The sequence below is a fragment of the candidate division WOR-3 bacterium genome (assembly GCA_039801905.1).
GTDB lineage: Bacteria > Hydrothermota > Tepidihabitantia > Tepidihabitantales > JBDRVQ01 > JBDRVQ01.
Map to the genome: position 1 here is coordinate 41,846 of JBDRVQ010000001.1, position 15,992 is coordinate 57,837.

Genomic DNA, 15,992 nt, shown 5'->3' on the forward strand with positions numbered 1-15,992 from the left:
GCTTGCAGAGAGATTTCTTGACGGAAGAGGAGATTTTTCTTATATTGGGAAATGAGAAATTTCTTCTTCCGAGATATCCCCTTAAAGATCTTTGCCCTCTTCCTCTCTTTGGCAATTTGGTTCTTCGCCACCCTGGAACGGAACTACATCGTCACCTACCGCCTCCCTGTTCGGTTTAAGGGAATTCCTCCCCAGAAGATTATCTCCTACCAGTCCGAAGAATTCGTTGATTTGGTTTTGGAAGGGAAGGGAAAGGATTTTTTGTTCTGGCGGCGGGCTAACTTGGTTTATGAGATTCCATTGTCGGAGGCGCGACTGGGAAGACAGAGGATGAGGTTCAAACCAGAAGACTTAAAAGTAAAGGAGGGGATTAAAATTGTCGCTTTTCGCCCGGAATACCTTGATTTTGAGATTGATAATTTAGGGGAAAAACCGGTGGCGATTAAAGTCTCCTGGGAGGGAGAGATGGAAAAGGGATTTTACCTTACCGATTGGGAAGTCTTGGACACTGTTTTTCTTTCCGCTCCGAAGGGAGAACTACCTTTTATTAACTTCCTTCCCACAGAACCCTTCTCCTTAAAAGGGGTTAAAAGATCGGTGGTGAAGGAACTGAAGGTAATTTTGCCCGAAAAGAGAGGTTTTTCTGTCCGACCGGAAAGGGTCCGGGTGAAATTAGTAGTAGAACCAGAAACGACTGTCACCCTGGAAGGAATTTTGGTGAGACCAAATAGAAGAGGGGTGAAGGTGAGCCCAAAAGAGGCGCAGATTACCGTTTCTGGTCCCCCCTCCCGGCTCAAAGAGATAAAGGGAGAAGAGATTAAAGCCTTGTTAACGGTTGATACCTTAAAGCCAGGGATTTATTATCTACCCGCTCAGATATTTTTACCTCCGGGATTATCCTTTGAGCGATGCACACCGGATAAGTTCCAAGTGGAGGTGCGATAGTGTATATCTTAGGTATTGAGACTTCTTGTGATGAGACCTGTGCGGCGGTTTTGCGGGATGGAAGAGAGATTCTTTCTAATGTTGTCTCCTCCCAGTATCTCCATTCCCGCTACGGTGGGGTGATACCGGAGGTGGCTTCCCGGGCGCACATTAAGCATTTAGTCCCGATTACGGAGACCGCCCTGGCAGTAGCCGGAATCGGCTTTTCGGAAATTGATCTCATCACCGCCACTTACGGACCAGGGCTCATCGGCTCTCTTCTCGTTGGGCTCTCCTTTGCCAAGGGTTTATCTTTAAGCCTCAATAAACCATTCGTGGGGGTGAACCACATTGAAGGACATATCTTCGCTTCCCTCCTCGCTTATCCCGAAATTAAACCTCCTTTCCTCTCCCTCATCATCTCCGGTGGCCATACCGAGATTTACTTGGTGAAAGAGATTGGCCAGTACCATTTATTAGGGATGACCTTAGACGACGCCTGCGGAGAGGCATTTGACAAGGTAGGAAAGTTATTAGGATTTCCTTATCCCGCAGGATTTAAGATTGAAGAGATAGCAAGGGAAGGGAAAAGAAGCATTAACTTCCCTATCCCCAAAGTTAATGGAGCCAATTTCAGTTTCTCGGGCTTGAAGACCGCGGTGCTCTATTTTTTGAAAGATAATCCTCACTATCCGAAGGAAGATATCGCCCATTCCTTTCAAGAAGTTGTATTTGACTTCTTAGAAGAGAAGATTGTTTTCGCGGTGCAAGAAGTTTCTTTGCGCCTGATGACCGTTTCCGGTGGGGTGGCGGCGAATAGTCGATTGAGAGCGCGTCTGGCACAATTAGGAAGAAGGGAAGGAATAAGATTTTACATCCCACCCCTTTCCCTCTGCACCGACAATGCGGCAATGATTGCCGCTTGTGGTTATGAGAGATTTAAGCGGTTCGGCTCTTCGCCGTTGGATCTACCAGCGAAGGCGAACGAAATCTTAACCTGAGACCATCTCCTTCGCCCATTTCCGACAAAGTCTTATCGCTTCTTCCATCCCCCGGGAATCTGCCACCCCCTTCCCCGCGATGTCAAAGGCGGTGCCGTGCAAAGGAGAGGTACGAATGAAGGGAAGACCTAAGGTGGTATTTATCCCTTTACCCTTGCCGATTGTTTTCACCATTATCATCCCCTGGTCATGATAGGGGGAAATAAAACCATCGTATCTCTTATAATAAAAGAGAAAGGAATCGGCTGGTAAAGTCCCTACGATATCAATTCCTAAATCTTTTAGCCTCTTTATTCCTTTCGCCATCTCCTTCTCTTCTCCCCGGGAAAATTCTCCACCGTGGGGATTGAGAGAGAAGAGACCGATCCTTGGTGATTCAATCCCCTCAAGCCGATGGAGGAAATCATAAAGGAGAAGGCCCTTTTCCACTACCCAACGAGTTTTAATCCGAGAAGGTACTTCTTTCAAAGGACAATGTAAGGTGAGAAAGGCAATCTTTATCTTCTTATGATAGGCTAAGAAACAATAATTTCTCACCCCAAACTCCTGGGCGAAGAATTCGGTCTGGCCGGGATAAGGGAAGCCAATTCGGTAGAGGTTGCTCTTAGAAATGGGAGCGGTAACTATCCCTTTCGCCTCTCCCTTCTTTATTAAAGAAACGCCAACCTTTAAGCCCTCCCAGGCAAATTGAGCGGTCTTCCGATCCGGTTTGCCAAAGGTAAAATCAATCCCCGGTAGAAAGTCTAAAAGATACGGTTCAAAATCAATCGCTATCTTTAGTTTTTCTCTCAATTTTGTCAAAAGAACCCGAGCACCAATAATCTTCACTTCCTGGGGTGGGAATTTAGCAATCGCCTTTAAGACAACCTCCGGACCAATCCCTGTTATCTCACCTAAGGTGACAACCACCACGAGAACTATCTTTTGACCATTATTACCATCAATAGGTCGCCAGTATCCCTTGCCTTCGGGTATAGCGGTCAATGAGGTTGAATACCAAAATCCCGAAGGCAATCCAAAGGAAGCAGAGGAGAATCAATCGGAGAAAGAGGGTGGTTAAAGAAAAGGGAATTCTTTCCCCGATTAGGAAGTGCCTCACCCCTAAAACCCCATAAGTGGCTGGAACAAAAAGTGCCGCCTTTTGGAGAAAAAGAGGCAAAACCGCCAAGGGGTAAGCGATCGGCGTGATGACCATCATTATTCCCGAAAGGGCTTCCGAGACCAACCAACCCTGTTTGAAGATGAGGGTGAGTGCCGCCACCATCATTCCAAAACCATAGAGGGCAAAAAGCATTAGGGCGATAATTAAAAGAGAAGGCAAAATACCACCAACCTTTATCGTAAAAGAGAAGATGATATACATCACAATCAATTGAAAGATGACAATTATTGACTGGTGCAGGGTAGAATGGCAAGCCATCCCTAAGGCGAAGACCCAACGGGGAACCGGGGTAGCAAAGACGATCTCTAAGGTGCCGTGAAATTGCTCTTTTCTTAAAGAGAAACCCATCGCCCAAAGCGCCATATTCAAAAAACCGATGAAGATATAACCTAATATGACAAAGGTGATAATATCACTACTTCCCGCGAGTTTCTCTAAATAAGGAGAAGAACGGCCCCCAACAATAGCGATACCGTAAAGGAGATGGGGCAAAAGGTAGACTAACGGGTCAATCATTCCTCGGATAAAATCCGCCTTATAAGCCAATTCTATCTTCCACTCTTTAATATTTTCCGCCCAGATTGCTCGCAGATATCCGATCAGCCTCTTCATTTTAATACATAGCAATCGTCCCCATCCTTCTCGTCTTCTTTTCCAGATAAGTAAAAAGTAAGATACCAACCAGGAGGAAGACAACATCCATAATCCCTAAGAGGAGAATTGTCTGACCCAAATCCAAAATTCTCTTATTTAAGAGAACAATCGCCCGCACCGCCACTAAGGCATAGGTCAAAGGCAAAAGAAGGGAGATAGTCTTCGTGATGGGATTTATCTCCACCGGATAGCGGATTGGGGAAAAGAGATAAAAGACCCATTCTAAGGTGTGGACAAATCCATGAACCTCTTTAATTAATAGGGTAAATCCGGCTAGACCAATCGCCAAGCCGTAAAAGCCAATGAGAAGTAATAAAACAATTAAGACCACAGGCAAAATTTGCTTTACCCCCACCCTTAAATCTAAAAGGAATACCGAAATTAGTACCTGGGCAATAACCACCACCGTGGCATAGAGAAATTCCACCACCGTCTTACCGATAAGAATTACCATCGGGTGGGTGGGAGAGACAAACATATACTCCAAGGTTCCCCAATAAGTCTCCTCCCGGAGCGCATTCCCTACCCCCCATAAACCAGAAAAGATGTAAGTAGAGATGATTGCTCCCAAAAGGACAAAGGAGAGGTAGTTAGCGCTTCCCGTTAGGTTCTTAAAGGATTCACTGGTTAAACTACCAACGAATGCCTTGCCTTGAAAGATAAAAGGTAATACCCAGATTAAAGGGAAAATTCCCCAGAAGACAAGCATTATCGGATAGGTGAACCAAATTTTTATCGTCTTTATCACCTCCGCCTTAATCACCCGCAGATTTCTCAAAATTACCTCTCTCTTCATTCTGCCAAATTTTCTTTGGTATCTTCCTTTAAGGAAGTTCCCGTAATATAAAGGAAAACATCCTCTAAGGTTGGCTCCTGGTTATTGATTGACAATATCTTTCCTCCTTCCCCAATCGCCTTAATCGCCTCACTCAGAATCTCCTCCACCCGGGGGGCGATAATCTTCAAGGTTGTTATCCCATCCTTCGCAAAAGAAGAGATGCTCTCTACCATTGGTATCTTCTCAATCTTACTCTTATCCCAAGAGCCAAAAAATCTTATCTCTAAAATCTCTTTATGGGGCATCTCCTTTTTATACTCCGCCGGCGTCTTCACATCAACAATCTTACCCTTATTGATAAAGGCGATTCTGTCGCATAACTCATCCGCCTCTTCCATATAGTGAGTGGTTAAAAGTATCGTCTTTTTATGCCTCCCTTTCAATTCCTCCCGGATAAAATTCCGGATGAAACGGGCAAAACCCGGATCCAAACCTAAGGTCGGCTCGTCTAAGAGTAAAACCTTTGGGTCGTGGAGTAAAGCCCGGGCCAAAGATAATTTCTGCTTCATCCCCGAAGAGTACCTCTCCACCCTTTCGTAAGCCACCTCCTTCAAACCTAAAAGTTCTAAAAGATAGTCAATCCTTTTATCCCGCTCCTTAGGTGAAAGTCCGTAAAGAGCCGCGAAGAATTTCAGGTTATCAACCGCGGAAAGTTTCCAATAGAGTGTCCTCTCGCCAGAGGTTAAAAGTCCAATATTCCCCTTCGCCCAAAGGGAATTGGCAAAGACATCCCGACCGAAAAGCAATATCTTCCCACTCTCTGGAATCAATAGAGTAGCGATACACCGAACCAAGGTTGTCTTCCCGGCTCCGTTCGGACCCAAAAGGCCAAAGATTTCCCCTTCGGCAATGGAGAAACTGGCATTAGCCACCGCCAGGATTTCCCTTTTTTTCAAACCCTTCCCCCGGCGGAACTTCTTCGTTAAATCCCTAACCTCTAAGGCATTCATCTCTTCGCCAAAACTAATCTTATCAAATCCTCCATCTTCTGTGCCGACTCCTCCCAGGAGAATTTTTCTGCCCACATTCTCCCTTCCTTTCCCATTCTATCAACCATCTCCTCATTGTCAAGAAGAAAAGCCATCTTTTCGCTCAACTCTTTAATATCACCGTATTGATAAAAAAGTCCAGTCTTTCCTTCTCTTACCGCATCAACCAAACCAGGAGAGCGGGCAGCAATTACCGGTGTGCCGCAGGCATTTGCCTCAACAATAATTAGACCCCAACCCTCCTTAATGGAATTCTCAACCAAAAAGTAGGCGGATTGATAAAGATTTAACTTCTCCTCCTCTTTTATATAACCAGTAAACTCCACAACCGCCTCCATCCCTAACTCTTTGGTCATCTTTTTTAATCTCATTAAGTCATCCCCATCCCCAACAATCACCACCCGAAAATCCCTTCGCTTCTGAAATAGGAGATGAGTTGCCAATAATAGATGGTCGGTTGATTTATACCTCTTTAACCGGCCGCAATGCAAAATAATCTTCTCTTTCTTCTTATTAAAATCCGGTTGGTAAAACTGAGTATCAATTCCGGGTGGAATCACCCTTATCCTTTCGCTAATATCCTTCTTAAATAAGTTAAGCAAATCCCTTTTGGTGCTTTCCGAAAGAACCGCAAAGTAATTATCCTTATAAACCCAAGGGATGAGATTTTCCGCAAGGTAGACATAGGTGGCAAATAAAAAAGAGGTCTCTTTATAAACCGCCTTCCGGAAGAGGTGCATCAGGATGGCTAAGACTGGAATCTCTTTTATAAAATAAGGAGAATAAAAGGGTATTTTATTTAAGTCATCAATGATTAAGTCAAAGTTATTTTCTTTAACAATTCTGGGCAAGAAGCGATACACAGTAAAATTGAAGGTATTTTTTCCGCCCCTTCTTAAAAATCTTATCCCCCCTATTTCCTCCTCATCCGGCAGATTGGCTCTTTCCGAAAGGTAGGTTATCTTAAACCCTTTTTTTGCCAATCTCCGGAAGATCTCATAAGCATAGACCTCCGCCCCTCCGGCTAAGGGATTTTTTGGGCAGCGCCAATTGATTAAGAGAACATTCATTAAAAGAATAGAAAATGGGTCGTGCAGGATTCGAACCTGCGGCCACCGGATTAAAAATCCGGTGCTCTGCCACCTGAGCTAACGACCCGATAGCTAATCTTAATTAGAAATGGCAAAAAGTCAACTTTCCATATTCCCACCACTATCTTTAAAAGTACCTAAAGCCGATAGAAAACTTGACAATTGCCAACCCATTTATTGGGAGCGGATGGAAAGCGAAGGCTCTACTCAAAAAGAAAAGATTATCCATCTCCACTAATCATTCTCAATTAGGCTTCCATTTTCCCTTCGGATTAAACCCATAGTTAGACATAGGATTAAACTCTTTATTATCCCTTCTATTAAACTCTGAATTAAAGTTCCAATTATACCCTCTTTTAGAGTATTTATTAAATCCTCAATTAGATCTCCAATTACGTGTAAAATTATCCCTTATTTTAGACCCTATATTATGCCTTCCATTAAATCCCCGATACCATCCCCTGTATGCTACACCCTTTTTACAAAAATAAATCCCTCCTTTCTAAGGATAGTTTTTCTTATCAGTTAGTTAATTTATTATATTATAAAGCAATTTTGGAAGATGTCAATCTCTGGGAAAAGCAAGCCGGGATTTCTTACCTTAATTGATAATGATTTCTATTTTAGAATATTTAGGGGAAAGACCGGGCAGAAAACGGGGAGCAATGGCTATCGTCCCCTTAGGAAGGAGAATCCTCTTCTTCAATTCCCTTTCCACCACCTCCACCCAACCCGGTAGGAGCTCTTCCTTCTCGGAATAAACAAAGCAAGTGATCTCCCTCTTAAAATTCTCCTTTACCAGATTTGCCGCCTCATCCCATATCTCCTTCGCCTGAGAAGTCAAATCTTCACCTCCTTCCCCAAATATCTCCCGGGCGGAGATGGCGATAATCTTCTGCCCTTTTTCTTCGTAGAAAATCCCAGGTATTTTCAAAGGCTCACCCAAAATTTTCGTCTCGTTGCCAATCGCATCATAAGCCGAGAAAGAGAAGGAATAAACCTCACCCGGGATTATCACCTCTCCGGTATTCTTCCTTCCGTTCCAAACGATGGTTGCCGGTGGCATCCCCTTCCCTTCCAACCTTCTCACCTCCTCTCCTTGGCTATCAAAAATTATCAGACGCCAGGAGGCAACCGTCTTCTCAAAATGGGGAAATAGGATTAAGACATCACCGTAGATAAATCTCTTTTTCACTGGCACCCGTAAATAGTTGGAGGTGATAAAAAGAGAGGGAATCGTTAGGGAGTCTACTGTGTAATATAACCGCTCATCGTAGATGTAACCCGAAGGTTTGAGCCTTTCTTCAATTAAAAGGAAAGGGTTGATGGGAGGCGGGGTGAAGAGTTTCCTTTCGGTGATTAGGTAAGGCTTCTCCCCCTTTATCACCTCTTCCCCAATCTCATAAGGTCTCTTTACCTTACCCGTATCCGGCTTCAAGGTATCGGGAATTTGGGTGAAGAAAAGAAGAATGAAGAGGTAAATCACATTAACTCAAACCGAACCGTCACCAATCCCCACTGCGTTTCCTTCTTCACATTCTCCGGTAAAGGGGCAAACTTCCAACTGGCGAGCGCCATCAGAACCGCTCGGTCTAAATCCGGATAGCCAGAACTTTCCACTACTTCCATATTCTCCCGCACATCACCTTCGGGTGTTACCCAAAGCCGGATGATGATTGTTCCGGAAACTCCCTTCTTTAACGCCCAGTCCGGATACCGGGGCAAAACCTTCCGAAGAATCTTCCTTTCGCTGATGGGACCCGAAACTACGATTGCCGACTGTTGGCAAACGGAAGGGAGAACCGAAGTCACCTCCTCTTTTCCCTTCCGCTCCAGTAATTTTTCCTTTGGCTTTTCTACCGGTTTTGTCTCAAGTTTGATGGCTGGCTCTTCCAAAACTCCCGGATAACCGGCGATCCCCAAACCACCCGTTCCCCTTCGGGCACCGTGGGTTAAGGGAACCGGCGCCTCCTTCAAAATCTCTTCGGTAGTCTTTGTCACCCCTTTAATCTTATCCGCAATCCTAATCGCCCCCATCTCCTCTCCGGTCTCAAAACGGGAAAGGTCAATCTTCGCCTGACTTCTTTCCAACTTCCGGTTCAAATCATAAGCCACCTCTTCTCCACCCCCACCCGTACCTGTGACCGAAGCCGGGACCTCCGCCTCTATTGGTCCAAAACCTTCCTTTGGTGGGGGAAGGATCTTCGCCACCTCCGGTCGGTAGGTCTGGTCAATCAGAGAAACCTCTTTTATCTCCTCATAAGAGAAGACCCTTTCCCGGCGGGAGTTGAAAAATAAAAATAGTAAAAGATGAAAGAGGATTGAGAGGGCTAAAGAAATCTCTGTTGGTTTTAACCTTCTCATTTCTTTTTGGTCGCGCAGGCAATTCTCTTCGCCCCTGCCCCTTTCGCCAGGGAAAGGAGTTCTAAGACATCCTCATAAAGAACCTCCTTATCCGCCCGGACGACAACCAACCGATAAGGGTCACGCTCAATTATCTTTCGGATCTCCTCCTTCATCGCTTCCTTAGTGATTGGCACATCTTGAAAGAATAACTTACCATCCTGGGTTAAGGCAATCGCGATATCATCCTCCACCTTTCTCTCGGCGGTATGAGCGGAAGGGACATTCACCGGTATTCGGGTATGACTCATCACCATCGGCGCCACCATTATCATCATCACCACCAAAAGGAGACCGATACAAGCCATCGGCAGGATATCAATATTTGCCACTCCCTTTCTCTTCATCTTTCCCTTAAAAATTTTAGCCAAAGATGAGAAAATGTCAATTTTCATTTTAGCCGCAAAAGACACAATTGCCCCGCCCCCAACCTCTTCGCCATATCCAAAATTGTCACTACCCGCTCGTAGCGAATCCCCTTCTCCGCGCTGACGATTACCCTCTTCTCTAAACTCCGCGCCAAAAGTTGCGGTAAAAGTTCTTCCAATTTCTCATAGGTGACAACCTCTTCATTGAGGAGGATACCCCCATCACTTTTTAAGTGAATATTCACCTTAATATCACTCGCCTCTGCCCCCACCGCTTTGCTCACACTCGGGGTGGAAACGAAGATCCCGGTTTCAAAAAAGAAGGGTAGGGCAACAATGAAACCGATTACCAAAGAGAGGGCAATATCCACTAAGGAGGTAAGGATTAAACCCTCCCTTTTCGGTCCTGGTCTTATCCTTTTCCGACGCATCAGAATTCCCAGTACTCCTTCCGCTCTTCTTCCCTCTTTATCTCATCTCTTCTGGTCATCTCCCCCCGATGGGCATAAAGGCTCACAATTAATCTTTCCCCAATCCCTTCCAATTCTAAGGAGATATCCGATGCCTTCTTCGTAAAGTAATTATAAAAGAAAAGGGTAGGGATACCGATAAAAAGACCAAAGGCGGTAGTTAAAAGCGCTTCGGCAATCCCTCGGGAAACAACCGCTGGACCACCGGAACCGGTGACGGCGATATTGTGGAACGCCTTGATTAAACCGACCACGGTTCCCAAAAGTCCCAAAAGGGTTGCCCCATTCGCCAAGGTCCCCATACCCCCGAGATACCTCTCATAACGAACCCTCTCTTCTAAGATCTGACCGTAAAAGAGATTGGAAAGTTCATCCGGAGCAAGATTTCTATTCTCTAAACCCAAAAGGAAAAGTCGCCCCAGGGGACTTTTCAGACCGGCGGCATAGCGTTTTGCCCCTTCCCAATCGCCTTCTTTCAGATAGGAGAAGAACTCTTTCACCCATCGGCTATTTACCCGATTCTTGGCAAAATACCACCACCGCTCAATGATTAAGGTTAAGGCAGCAATGGAAGCGAAAAGCAAAAGGACCATTATGAGACTATTCTTAAATATCTCGTATAAAGTCTGGCCTAAAATCATCTCCTCTCCTCCTCACTCCTTTCCTAACCTCTTCTTACAGAGGTCAATATTTTTTGTGGCACTCTCCCTCAACTCTCCGGCCGGAAAGGAGTCAATCACAACTTGAAAATTCTCCAATGCCTTTTCATAATCCCCAAGATTGAAAAGGGTGGTGGCGAGATTGAAGTAAGCCACCTCCCGGGCCGGATGGTTGGGGAAGTATCTTAAAAACTTCTCATAACTCCGCTTCGCCTCTTCCCAATTCTTCATATTGGTGTAGGTCTCGGCGATTAAGAGTTGAGCATCACCCGCCAGTTCGCTTCCCGGCAAAGCGACCACCACTTTGGTCAATTCGCTAATTGCCCTTTCCGGTTCGTTGGCGGCGAGATATTCCTTTGCCCGAGTGAGTAACAATTCTCCGGCGTATTCCGATTCCGGAAACTTGTCTAAAAACTCCTTTAAGATTAGAGTATCCTCTTCACTCGCTTTATAATAAGAGAGTTCTAAGGATTTTTTCACCCCTCCCGCTTGCACATCTTCCGGGAAGAGGTCTAAAAACTTTAAGTATTCCCTCACCGCCTCTTTATAATTTTTCTCGTTATAATAACTCTGGGCGATCAATGCCTGGGAGGGAGGGGCGAATTCGCTTTTGGGAAAACGCTCCACGACAAACCGGAAGATCCCTCGCGCCTGTTCGTATTCCCGCGCCTTAAAGTAGACATCCCCAGCCCGAAAACCCGCCTCGGCACTCCTTTCGGAAAAGGGAAACTTATCCAAAACCTTCTGCCAGTGCTCCACCGCCTGGCCATAATATTTTAGAAAATAATAACAGAATCCAGCATAAAAGTGGGCAATCTCTAAGGAGATTTGATTCTCGGGGAATTCTTCAATTACCCCCTCAAAGATATCCAATGCCTTTTCGTATTCCCGACTGTTGAAATAAGAGTAAGCCAATCCCAAAAGGGCGGAGATGGTGAAAAGGGTATCGGTGGGAAGAGATTTGTAGAGGTTTTCAAAGATGGGGATCGCCTCCTTCAACCTGCCGCTGGCGTAAAGGCAATATGCCTTACCCAAACGCCCATAAGGATTCCGAACCTGGTCGTAATAAAACTCTGCCTCAGAGTACCGATTCAAATAGTAGTAGGTCTCCCCCAAGAGATAATAAATCTCTCTCCCTAAGGCCTCATCCCTTAATGGGTTCTCTTTTAGATACCTCTGGACAATCGCCACTCCTTTTTCTAAATCAGCAAAACCACCCTTCTCCTTTAAAATTTTATTGAGGAGGGAAAGGAGGAATAAAGAGCCCGCCTTATCTTTAATCGGTGCCTCCGCCGCACTCGTAATCACCCTTTCAAAAGAATTTGCCGCCTCTCCGTAGTTACCCAGTTGGAAGGATAAAATCCCGACAAAATAATCGCCCAAACCCGCCAATTCCTTTTCCGAAAATATCTTCCTCAACTGGTTAGCCGTTAACACGGTCTCTAAGGTATCGCCCCGGAGCATAAGGGCATAAGGGATGAAGATGTTAGCAAAGAGCGCCACCTTCGTCTTGGGATAAGAACTTCTTGTCCGCTCAAAGGCGGCAATCGCTTCGGTGTATTTCCCCAAACCCATATAGGCGACACCGATGAAGTAGTTAGCCTGGGCGGCAAGGAGATTATTGGGATGACGGGTAAGGGGACGGAGGAGAGAGATTGCCTTCTCGTATTTCCGGATCCCCAAAAGGGAAGTGGCGTAAAAATAGGAGGCGTAGTCAAAAAGGGAAGGTGGTGCTTCCTTTAAGAAGGATTCAAATTTCACCGCTGCCCCTTCATAGTCGCCATTGAGATAAAGGCTAAGCCCCTGGTGAAACTTAGCGTATAATGACAATTGGGTATTCGGAGAAGAAGAAGCCACTTCCTTTAATACCGAAAGTGCCTCCAAGGGAGAACCTAATTTCGCTAAAGCCTTCCCGTAGAAATACCTCCCTTCCAAGATCTTCACATCCATTAAACGGGCGGCGGCTAACTTCTCCTCACCCTGGAAGTAATTGAGCACCCCATAAGCAAATTGCACCCGCTCGTCTTCCTTATAAATGGGATTGGCGGAAATCTTCTTTAAGGCATCCTCCGCTTTTCCGAATTCTCCCAGGACGACGCAGGAAAGGGCATAACCGTATAAGGCTTCGGCTAAAAGATAGGAGAAAGATTTCCCTTCAAAGGCGAGATACTCAAAAATCTTTTTCGCATTAGCAAAATCACCGGCATTGAAGTAGACTTCTGCTAAGGCATAACGAATTTCCGACCCGTATTCTGAACCCCCATAGGTCGCAAGAAGGGATAAGAGTAATTTTTCTGCCTTTTTGTAATCACCCTTCTTTGCGAAAAGCAGCGCTTCGTTATACCGTTGCGCCAAATCTTCCAACTTCTTCGGCGGCAGGAAAGCGAAAGTTTCATTTAAGATGGAGAAGAGAAGGCAGAAGGTAAAAAAAATAAAGGGTTTTAAGGTTTCTCCCAATCTTCTCATTCCTTCACTTTTATCCTACCCGCTGGTCCTTTGGTCTTAACGGTGGTCAAAAAACCGGAGTTCTGAAAGGACTCATTACGGATATCAACCAGGGTGATCTCATAATAGTATTTACCATCCGCTACCAAGCGCGTCGCCTCATCTAAACCATCCCAAGTTAAACGGGTGGGCGGTTCCTCCCAACCGGAATAGTTCCTCACCACCTCTCCCAATTCGTTTTTAATCAAAAGTTGCCACCTCTTCACCTTTCGCTTGGTAGTATATTTCAAATTCATCGCCAAAATGTTCTCCCCCACCCCGGGCTGGGGAGAGAAGATTTTCGGATAACTCTCAATCCAGATCCGAAAGCCACCGAATTTCAAGGCAAGACCCAATTTATGGGTTGGTTTCAAAATGAAATTGGATTGGTGATGTAAAAGTAAGGCATAGTCAATAAAAAGGGATGATTTATTTCCCGTTCGGCCCAACCCCAAACCCAAACTGATCTCCCTCTTATCCAAGCCGGTCCTCTGGACAAGCATCCCTTTCACCAATTCAAACTCCACCCCGAAGTGCGGGTCTAAATAGCGAGAAGAGAATCCTTCGGAGAAGAGGGCAAAAGGTGATAAGATATCAAAGAGCACCTTTATGCGGTCTTGATAAGTCCGCCAGCAGAGACCGAGCCGGAAGGAACGGGGATAGATCTCTTCCTCACCAAAATCAAGCAATCTCATCTTTGGCTCCCAAAGGTTCTGGATAAATAGACCAGAAGAGAGGAAAGAGGTCGGCTTATAAAAAATACCAAAATCCGCTCCGAAACCCGCCCCGGAATAGAGGTATAATGCCTTGGCGATAATTTTCAGGTTGAGACCAAAGGAAAAATTGGAAAGTGGGGAATAGGCATAAGAGAAGATATAGGCATTCTCATAAAAGAAGGTAGGATTACCTTGATAATTATCCGGGGTGCGGGAATCTAATCCTTCACTCCCGAAGTTCAAAAGCGAAAGACCAAAACTCCCGAAATATTTTGTCGGCAGGGCGTAACCGATATATTCCAACCTTGCCCCGTAAAGGGTGAAGTGGGAAAGCCTCACTTCTTGATTGAGAAGCTGCCAAAGTCCGGCGGGATTAAAATAAGTTGCCTCTTGGTCATCCGCCAAACCGCAGAAAGCCTTGCCCAAGGCTAAACTTCTGGGAGTTACCCCATAATTCAAAAAGGCACCAGGTTCCCCTCCGGGAAAGGCATAAGACGAATAAGCAAAAAATAAGATGGCAAAACCTAGGAAATTAAATCTTAAAACTTTTACCATACCACGCCGATGCGATAGCCTTTATCAAATATCCTGCCGGTATGAGCAATTCCCACCACCCGAACGTAGTAAATCCCGGATGCGACCTTATCCCCTTTATCATCCCTCCCATCCCAAACCACAACATTCACCCCTTTCCTCGCTCCCATCTCCCCTTTTTTAATGAGCCTTTTATAGATGGGATTGCCGAATGGGTCGTAGATTAAAATCTTGGTATCAACATTATCCCTTAAATGGTAGATAATCTTAGTGAAGTTTTGATTCAAATTACCAAAGGGATTGGGAATGGCAATAATCTCTCCCCGCATCACCTCATTATCAAAGACCTCTGCCCAGATGCCAATTACTGTGTCAACCGTATCCGCCCGGATTAAAATGGAATCCCTTTCGGAAACGGAATCTTTTAAGTTGGGAATGGGCACAATGAAACGCGCCTTTCCCCAGCCTAAGGAATCAGTGACGATCACCGAATCAAGCATCTCCCCTTTACCTTTTATCACCTTAAACTCAACCCGCTTGTAAGGAATCGGCACACTCGCCCCATCAAGAACCAATACCGAAATCTCTGTGGGCCAACCGGCCAAGATTGTATCCGCGTGGTTGACAAAGAGGTAAACCGCCTTGGGGATGATATTCAAAAAGGAACGGTAAGTCTCAAGACCTCTCTTGGAAACTGCCCAGAGATTTTGATTCTCACCGGCAAAATAAAACGCCACCTTCGCTTTTCCACTATCATTAAGCACAATTGGCTGGGGATGGTAAGAAAAGGAGAAATCGGAAAGAAGATAAACCGTATCCTGAGCGGCGGTTGGATTATAAAAGGAGTCGCAACCCACTACCCGGACAAGAAAGGAATCGGAAACATACTGTGGGATAGGCTTTCCTCTCTTTCCCGGTGTCTGCCAGGCTAAAGTAGTGGTGTCACCAAATTGGAAATCCTCACCGGGCAAAAGTAAAAGAAGTCGGGAATAGAAATTGGGCCGAACCAAAAATTGGGAGGAAGTATCGCTTCTGATTGTGATATCAGATAAGTCCCAGGCGGTGATAAAACGGGAGCCCTGAGAACGGGGAAGAAAAGGAAAATTTGCCCACCCCTCACTCAAAGAGATGGTGGAAGGATAACTGGCAAAGGAATCGGAAGAGAAGAGTCCCACCGTATCAAACCGGTTCTTCACCACATTGAAATTCTTATCCACTAAATAAACCTTCCCGGTAAAAGAAAGACCTGCGGTCTGGGGTTGGGGCGAATAGTGTTTACCGAGAGGAGAACCAGGAAGTAAGGTCTCACCCGGGCAGATTAAGAGAAGTTTCTTTGGTTCATTGGGAGAGAAGATAATTTTTGCCGTTTGACCCCGAATCAAACCATCCTCCACTAAAATTCTTAAACTCTCATCAGCAATTGTCACAACCGCCTTACACCTTATCTCCCCCCGATAAAAATTTAAGAGGGGTGGATAGATATAAGACCAGGGCCAGAGTCCGTCAAGAGAAGTCTTCAAAAGTGCCCGGCCGTTATAAGAAGTATCAACCTCACCGTTCGCCTTGCGGGCAACCACATAGATATAAAAAGAGTCCCCGGCGATACCCCCGGTTTGGGGATATTCTAAAAAATCAAAGTAGGCAGTTTGGGAGAAGAGGAAGAAGATGGAAAGGAGATTAAATATCATAATCTTCTATC

General features: G+C 45.4%; 15 protein-coding genes and 1 tRNA gene. 2 read left to right on the top strand and 14 right to left on the bottom strand.

Annotated elements, in window-relative coordinates; translation table 11 throughout:
- Nucleotides 1-51 precede the first annotated feature (51 nt).
- Complete coding sequence (locus tag ABIL00_00225) at nucleotides 52-945, top strand: hypothetical protein (protein MEO0109190.1); 894 nt, start codon at nucleotides 52-54, stop codon at nucleotides 943-945.
- Nucleotides 945-1,925, top strand: coding sequence for a tRNA (adenosine(37)-N6)-threonylcarbamoyltransferase complex transferase subunit TsaD (gene tsaD / locus ABIL00_00230; GenBank protein MEO0109191.1), 981 nt, complete (start codon nucleotides 945-947; stop codon nucleotides 1,923-1,925). The genes ABIL00_00225 and tsaD overlap by 1 nt, the downstream gene beginning before the upstream one ends.
- On the opposite strand, the gene ABIL00_00235 is transcribed toward tsaD, so the two are convergent.
- The 14 genes from ABIL00_00235 to ABIL00_00300 form a co-directional block, all read right to left on the bottom strand.
- Complete coding sequence (locus tag ABIL00_00235) at nucleotides 1,917-2,909, bottom strand: 4-hydroxythreonine-4-phosphate dehydrogenase PdxA (GenBank protein ID MEO0109192.1); 993 nt, start codon at nucleotides 2,907-2,909, stop codon at nucleotides 1,917-1,919. The genes tsaD and ABIL00_00235 overlap by 9 nt on opposite strands.
- On the bottom strand, nucleotides 2,866-3,699 hold the full coding sequence (locus tag ABIL00_00240; GenBank protein MEO0109193.1) for an ABC transporter permease: 834 nt from the start codon (nucleotides 3,697-3,699) through the stop codon (nucleotides 2,866-2,868). Before ABIL00_00240 ends, ABIL00_00235 begins: the two co-directional genes overlap by 44 nt.
- Nucleotide 3,700: 1 nt before the next feature.
- A complete protein-coding gene (locus ABIL00_00245; GenBank protein MEO0109194.1) occupies nucleotides 3,701-4,537 on the bottom strand; it encodes an ABC transporter permease in 837 nt (278 codons plus the stop codon).
- Complete coding sequence (locus ABIL00_00250) at nucleotides 4,534-5,529, bottom strand: ABC transporter ATP-binding protein (protein MEO0109195.1); 996 nt, start codon at nucleotides 5,527-5,529, stop codon at nucleotides 4,534-4,536. The genes ABIL00_00245 and ABIL00_00250 overlap by 4 nt, the downstream gene beginning before the upstream one ends.
- Nucleotides 5,526-6,638, bottom strand: coding sequence for a glycosyltransferase family 4 protein (locus tag ABIL00_00255; protein MEO0109196.1), 1,113 nt, complete (start codon nucleotides 6,636-6,638; stop codon nucleotides 5,526-5,528). Before ABIL00_00255 ends, ABIL00_00250 begins: the two co-directional genes overlap by 4 nt.
- Before the next feature lie 15 nt (nucleotides 6,639-6,653).
- Nucleotides 6,654-6,726 (bottom strand) — tRNA-Lys (locus ABIL00_00260).
- Nucleotides 6,727-7,260: 534 nt separating this feature from the next.
- On the bottom strand, nucleotides 7,261-8,145 hold the full coding sequence (locus ABIL00_00265; protein ID MEO0109197.1) for a hypothetical protein: 885 nt from the start codon (nucleotides 8,143-8,145) through the stop codon (nucleotides 7,261-7,263).
- Nucleotides 8,142-9,023 carry an energy transducer TonB gene (locus ABIL00_00270; GenBank protein MEO0109198.1) on the bottom strand — a complete coding sequence of 294 codons (882 nt, stop codon included), beginning with the start codon at nucleotides 9,021-9,023 and terminating at the stop codon, nucleotides 8,142-8,144. The genes ABIL00_00265 and ABIL00_00270 overlap by 4 nt, the downstream gene beginning before the upstream one ends.
- The gene (locus ABIL00_00275) at nucleotides 9,020-9,457 is read right to left on the bottom strand and encodes a biopolymer transporter ExbD (protein ID MEO0109199.1); all 438 of its coding nucleotides are present in this window, start codon (nucleotides 9,455-9,457) and stop codon (nucleotides 9,020-9,022) included. The genes ABIL00_00270 and ABIL00_00275 overlap by 4 nt, the downstream gene beginning before the upstream one ends.
- Complete coding sequence (locus tag ABIL00_00280; GenBank protein MEO0109200.1) at nucleotides 9,454-9,861, bottom strand: biopolymer transporter ExbD; 408 nt, start codon at nucleotides 9,859-9,861, stop codon at nucleotides 9,454-9,456. The genes ABIL00_00275 and ABIL00_00280 overlap by 4 nt, the downstream gene beginning before the upstream one ends.
- Nucleotides 9,861-10,541 (bottom strand): MotA/TolQ/ExbB proton channel family protein, encoded by a 681-nt coding sequence (locus ABIL00_00285; protein MEO0109201.1) that lies wholly within the window; start codon nucleotides 10,539-10,541, stop codon nucleotides 9,861-9,863. The genes ABIL00_00280 and ABIL00_00285 overlap by 1 nt, the downstream gene beginning before the upstream one ends.
- A 12-nt stretch (nucleotides 10,542-10,553) precedes the next feature.
- Nucleotides 10,554-13,025 carry a tetratricopeptide repeat protein gene (locus ABIL00_00290; protein ID MEO0109202.1) on the bottom strand — a complete coding sequence of 824 codons (2,472 nt, stop codon included), beginning with the start codon at nucleotides 13,023-13,025 and terminating at the stop codon, nucleotides 10,554-10,556.
- Nucleotides 13,022-14,314, bottom strand: a complete 1,293-nt coding sequence (locus tag ABIL00_00295) for a hypothetical protein (protein MEO0109203.1) — start codon at nucleotides 14,312-14,314, stop codon at nucleotides 13,022-13,024. Before ABIL00_00295 ends, ABIL00_00290 begins: the two co-directional genes overlap by 4 nt.
- Nucleotides 14,308-15,981 carry a hypothetical protein gene (locus ABIL00_00300; protein MEO0109204.1) on the bottom strand — a complete coding sequence of 558 codons (1,674 nt, stop codon included), beginning with the start codon at nucleotides 15,979-15,981 and terminating at the stop codon, nucleotides 14,308-14,310. The genes ABIL00_00295 and ABIL00_00300 overlap by 7 nt, the downstream gene beginning before the upstream one ends.
- Between the last annotated feature and the right edge of the window lie 11 nt (nucleotides 15,982-15,992).

What these genes read in the sequence shown, in the direction of transcription:
- ABIL00_00225 (MEO0109190.1), top strand. Translation starts at nt 52, where the DNA reads ATGAGAAATTTCTTCTTCCGAGATATCCCCTTAAAGATCTTTGCCCTC.
- ABIL00_00240 (MEO0109193.1), bottom strand. Translation starts at nt 3,699, where the DNA reads ATGAAGAGGCTGATCGGATATCTGCGAGCAATCTGGGCGGAAAATATT.
- ABIL00_00245 (MEO0109194.1), bottom strand. Translation starts at nt 4,537, where the DNA reads ATGAAGAGAGAGGTAATTTTGAGAAATCTGCGGGTGATTAAGGCGGAG.
- ABIL00_00250 (MEO0109195.1), bottom strand. Translation starts at nt 5,529, where the DNA reads ATGAATGCCTTAGAGGTTAGGGATTTAACGAAGAAGTTCCGCCGGGGG.
- ABIL00_00255 (MEO0109196.1), bottom strand. Translation starts at nt 6,638, where the DNA reads ATGAATGTTCTCTTAATCAATTGGCGCTGCCCAAAAAATCCCTTAGCC.
- ABIL00_00270 (MEO0109198.1), bottom strand. Translation starts at nt 9,023, where the DNA reads ATGAGAAGGTTAAAACCAACAGAGATTTCTTTAGCCCTCTCAATCCTC.
- ABIL00_00275 (MEO0109199.1), bottom strand. Translation starts at nt 9,457, where the DNA reads ATGAAAATTGACATTTTCTCATCTTTGGCTAAAATTTTTAAGGGAAAG.
- ABIL00_00280 (MEO0109200.1), bottom strand. Translation starts at nt 9,861, where the DNA reads ATGCGTCGGAAAAGGATAAGACCAGGACCGAAAAGGGAGGGTTTAATC.
- ABIL00_00285 (MEO0109201.1), bottom strand. Translation starts at nt 10,541, where the DNA reads ATGATTTTAGGCCAGACTTTATACGAGATATTTAAGAATAGTCTCATA.
- ABIL00_00290 (MEO0109202.1), bottom strand. Translation starts at nt 13,025, where the DNA reads ATGAGAAGATTGGGAGAAACCTTAAAACCCTTTATTTTTTTTACCTTC.
- ABIL00_00295 (MEO0109203.1), bottom strand. Translation starts at nt 14,314, where the DNA reads ATGGTAAAAGTTTTAAGATTTAATTTCCTAGGTTTTGCCATCTTATTT.
- ABIL00_00300 (MEO0109204.1), bottom strand. Translation starts at nt 15,981, where the DNA reads ATGATATTTAATCTCCTTTCCATCTTCTTCCTCTTCTCCCAAACTGCC.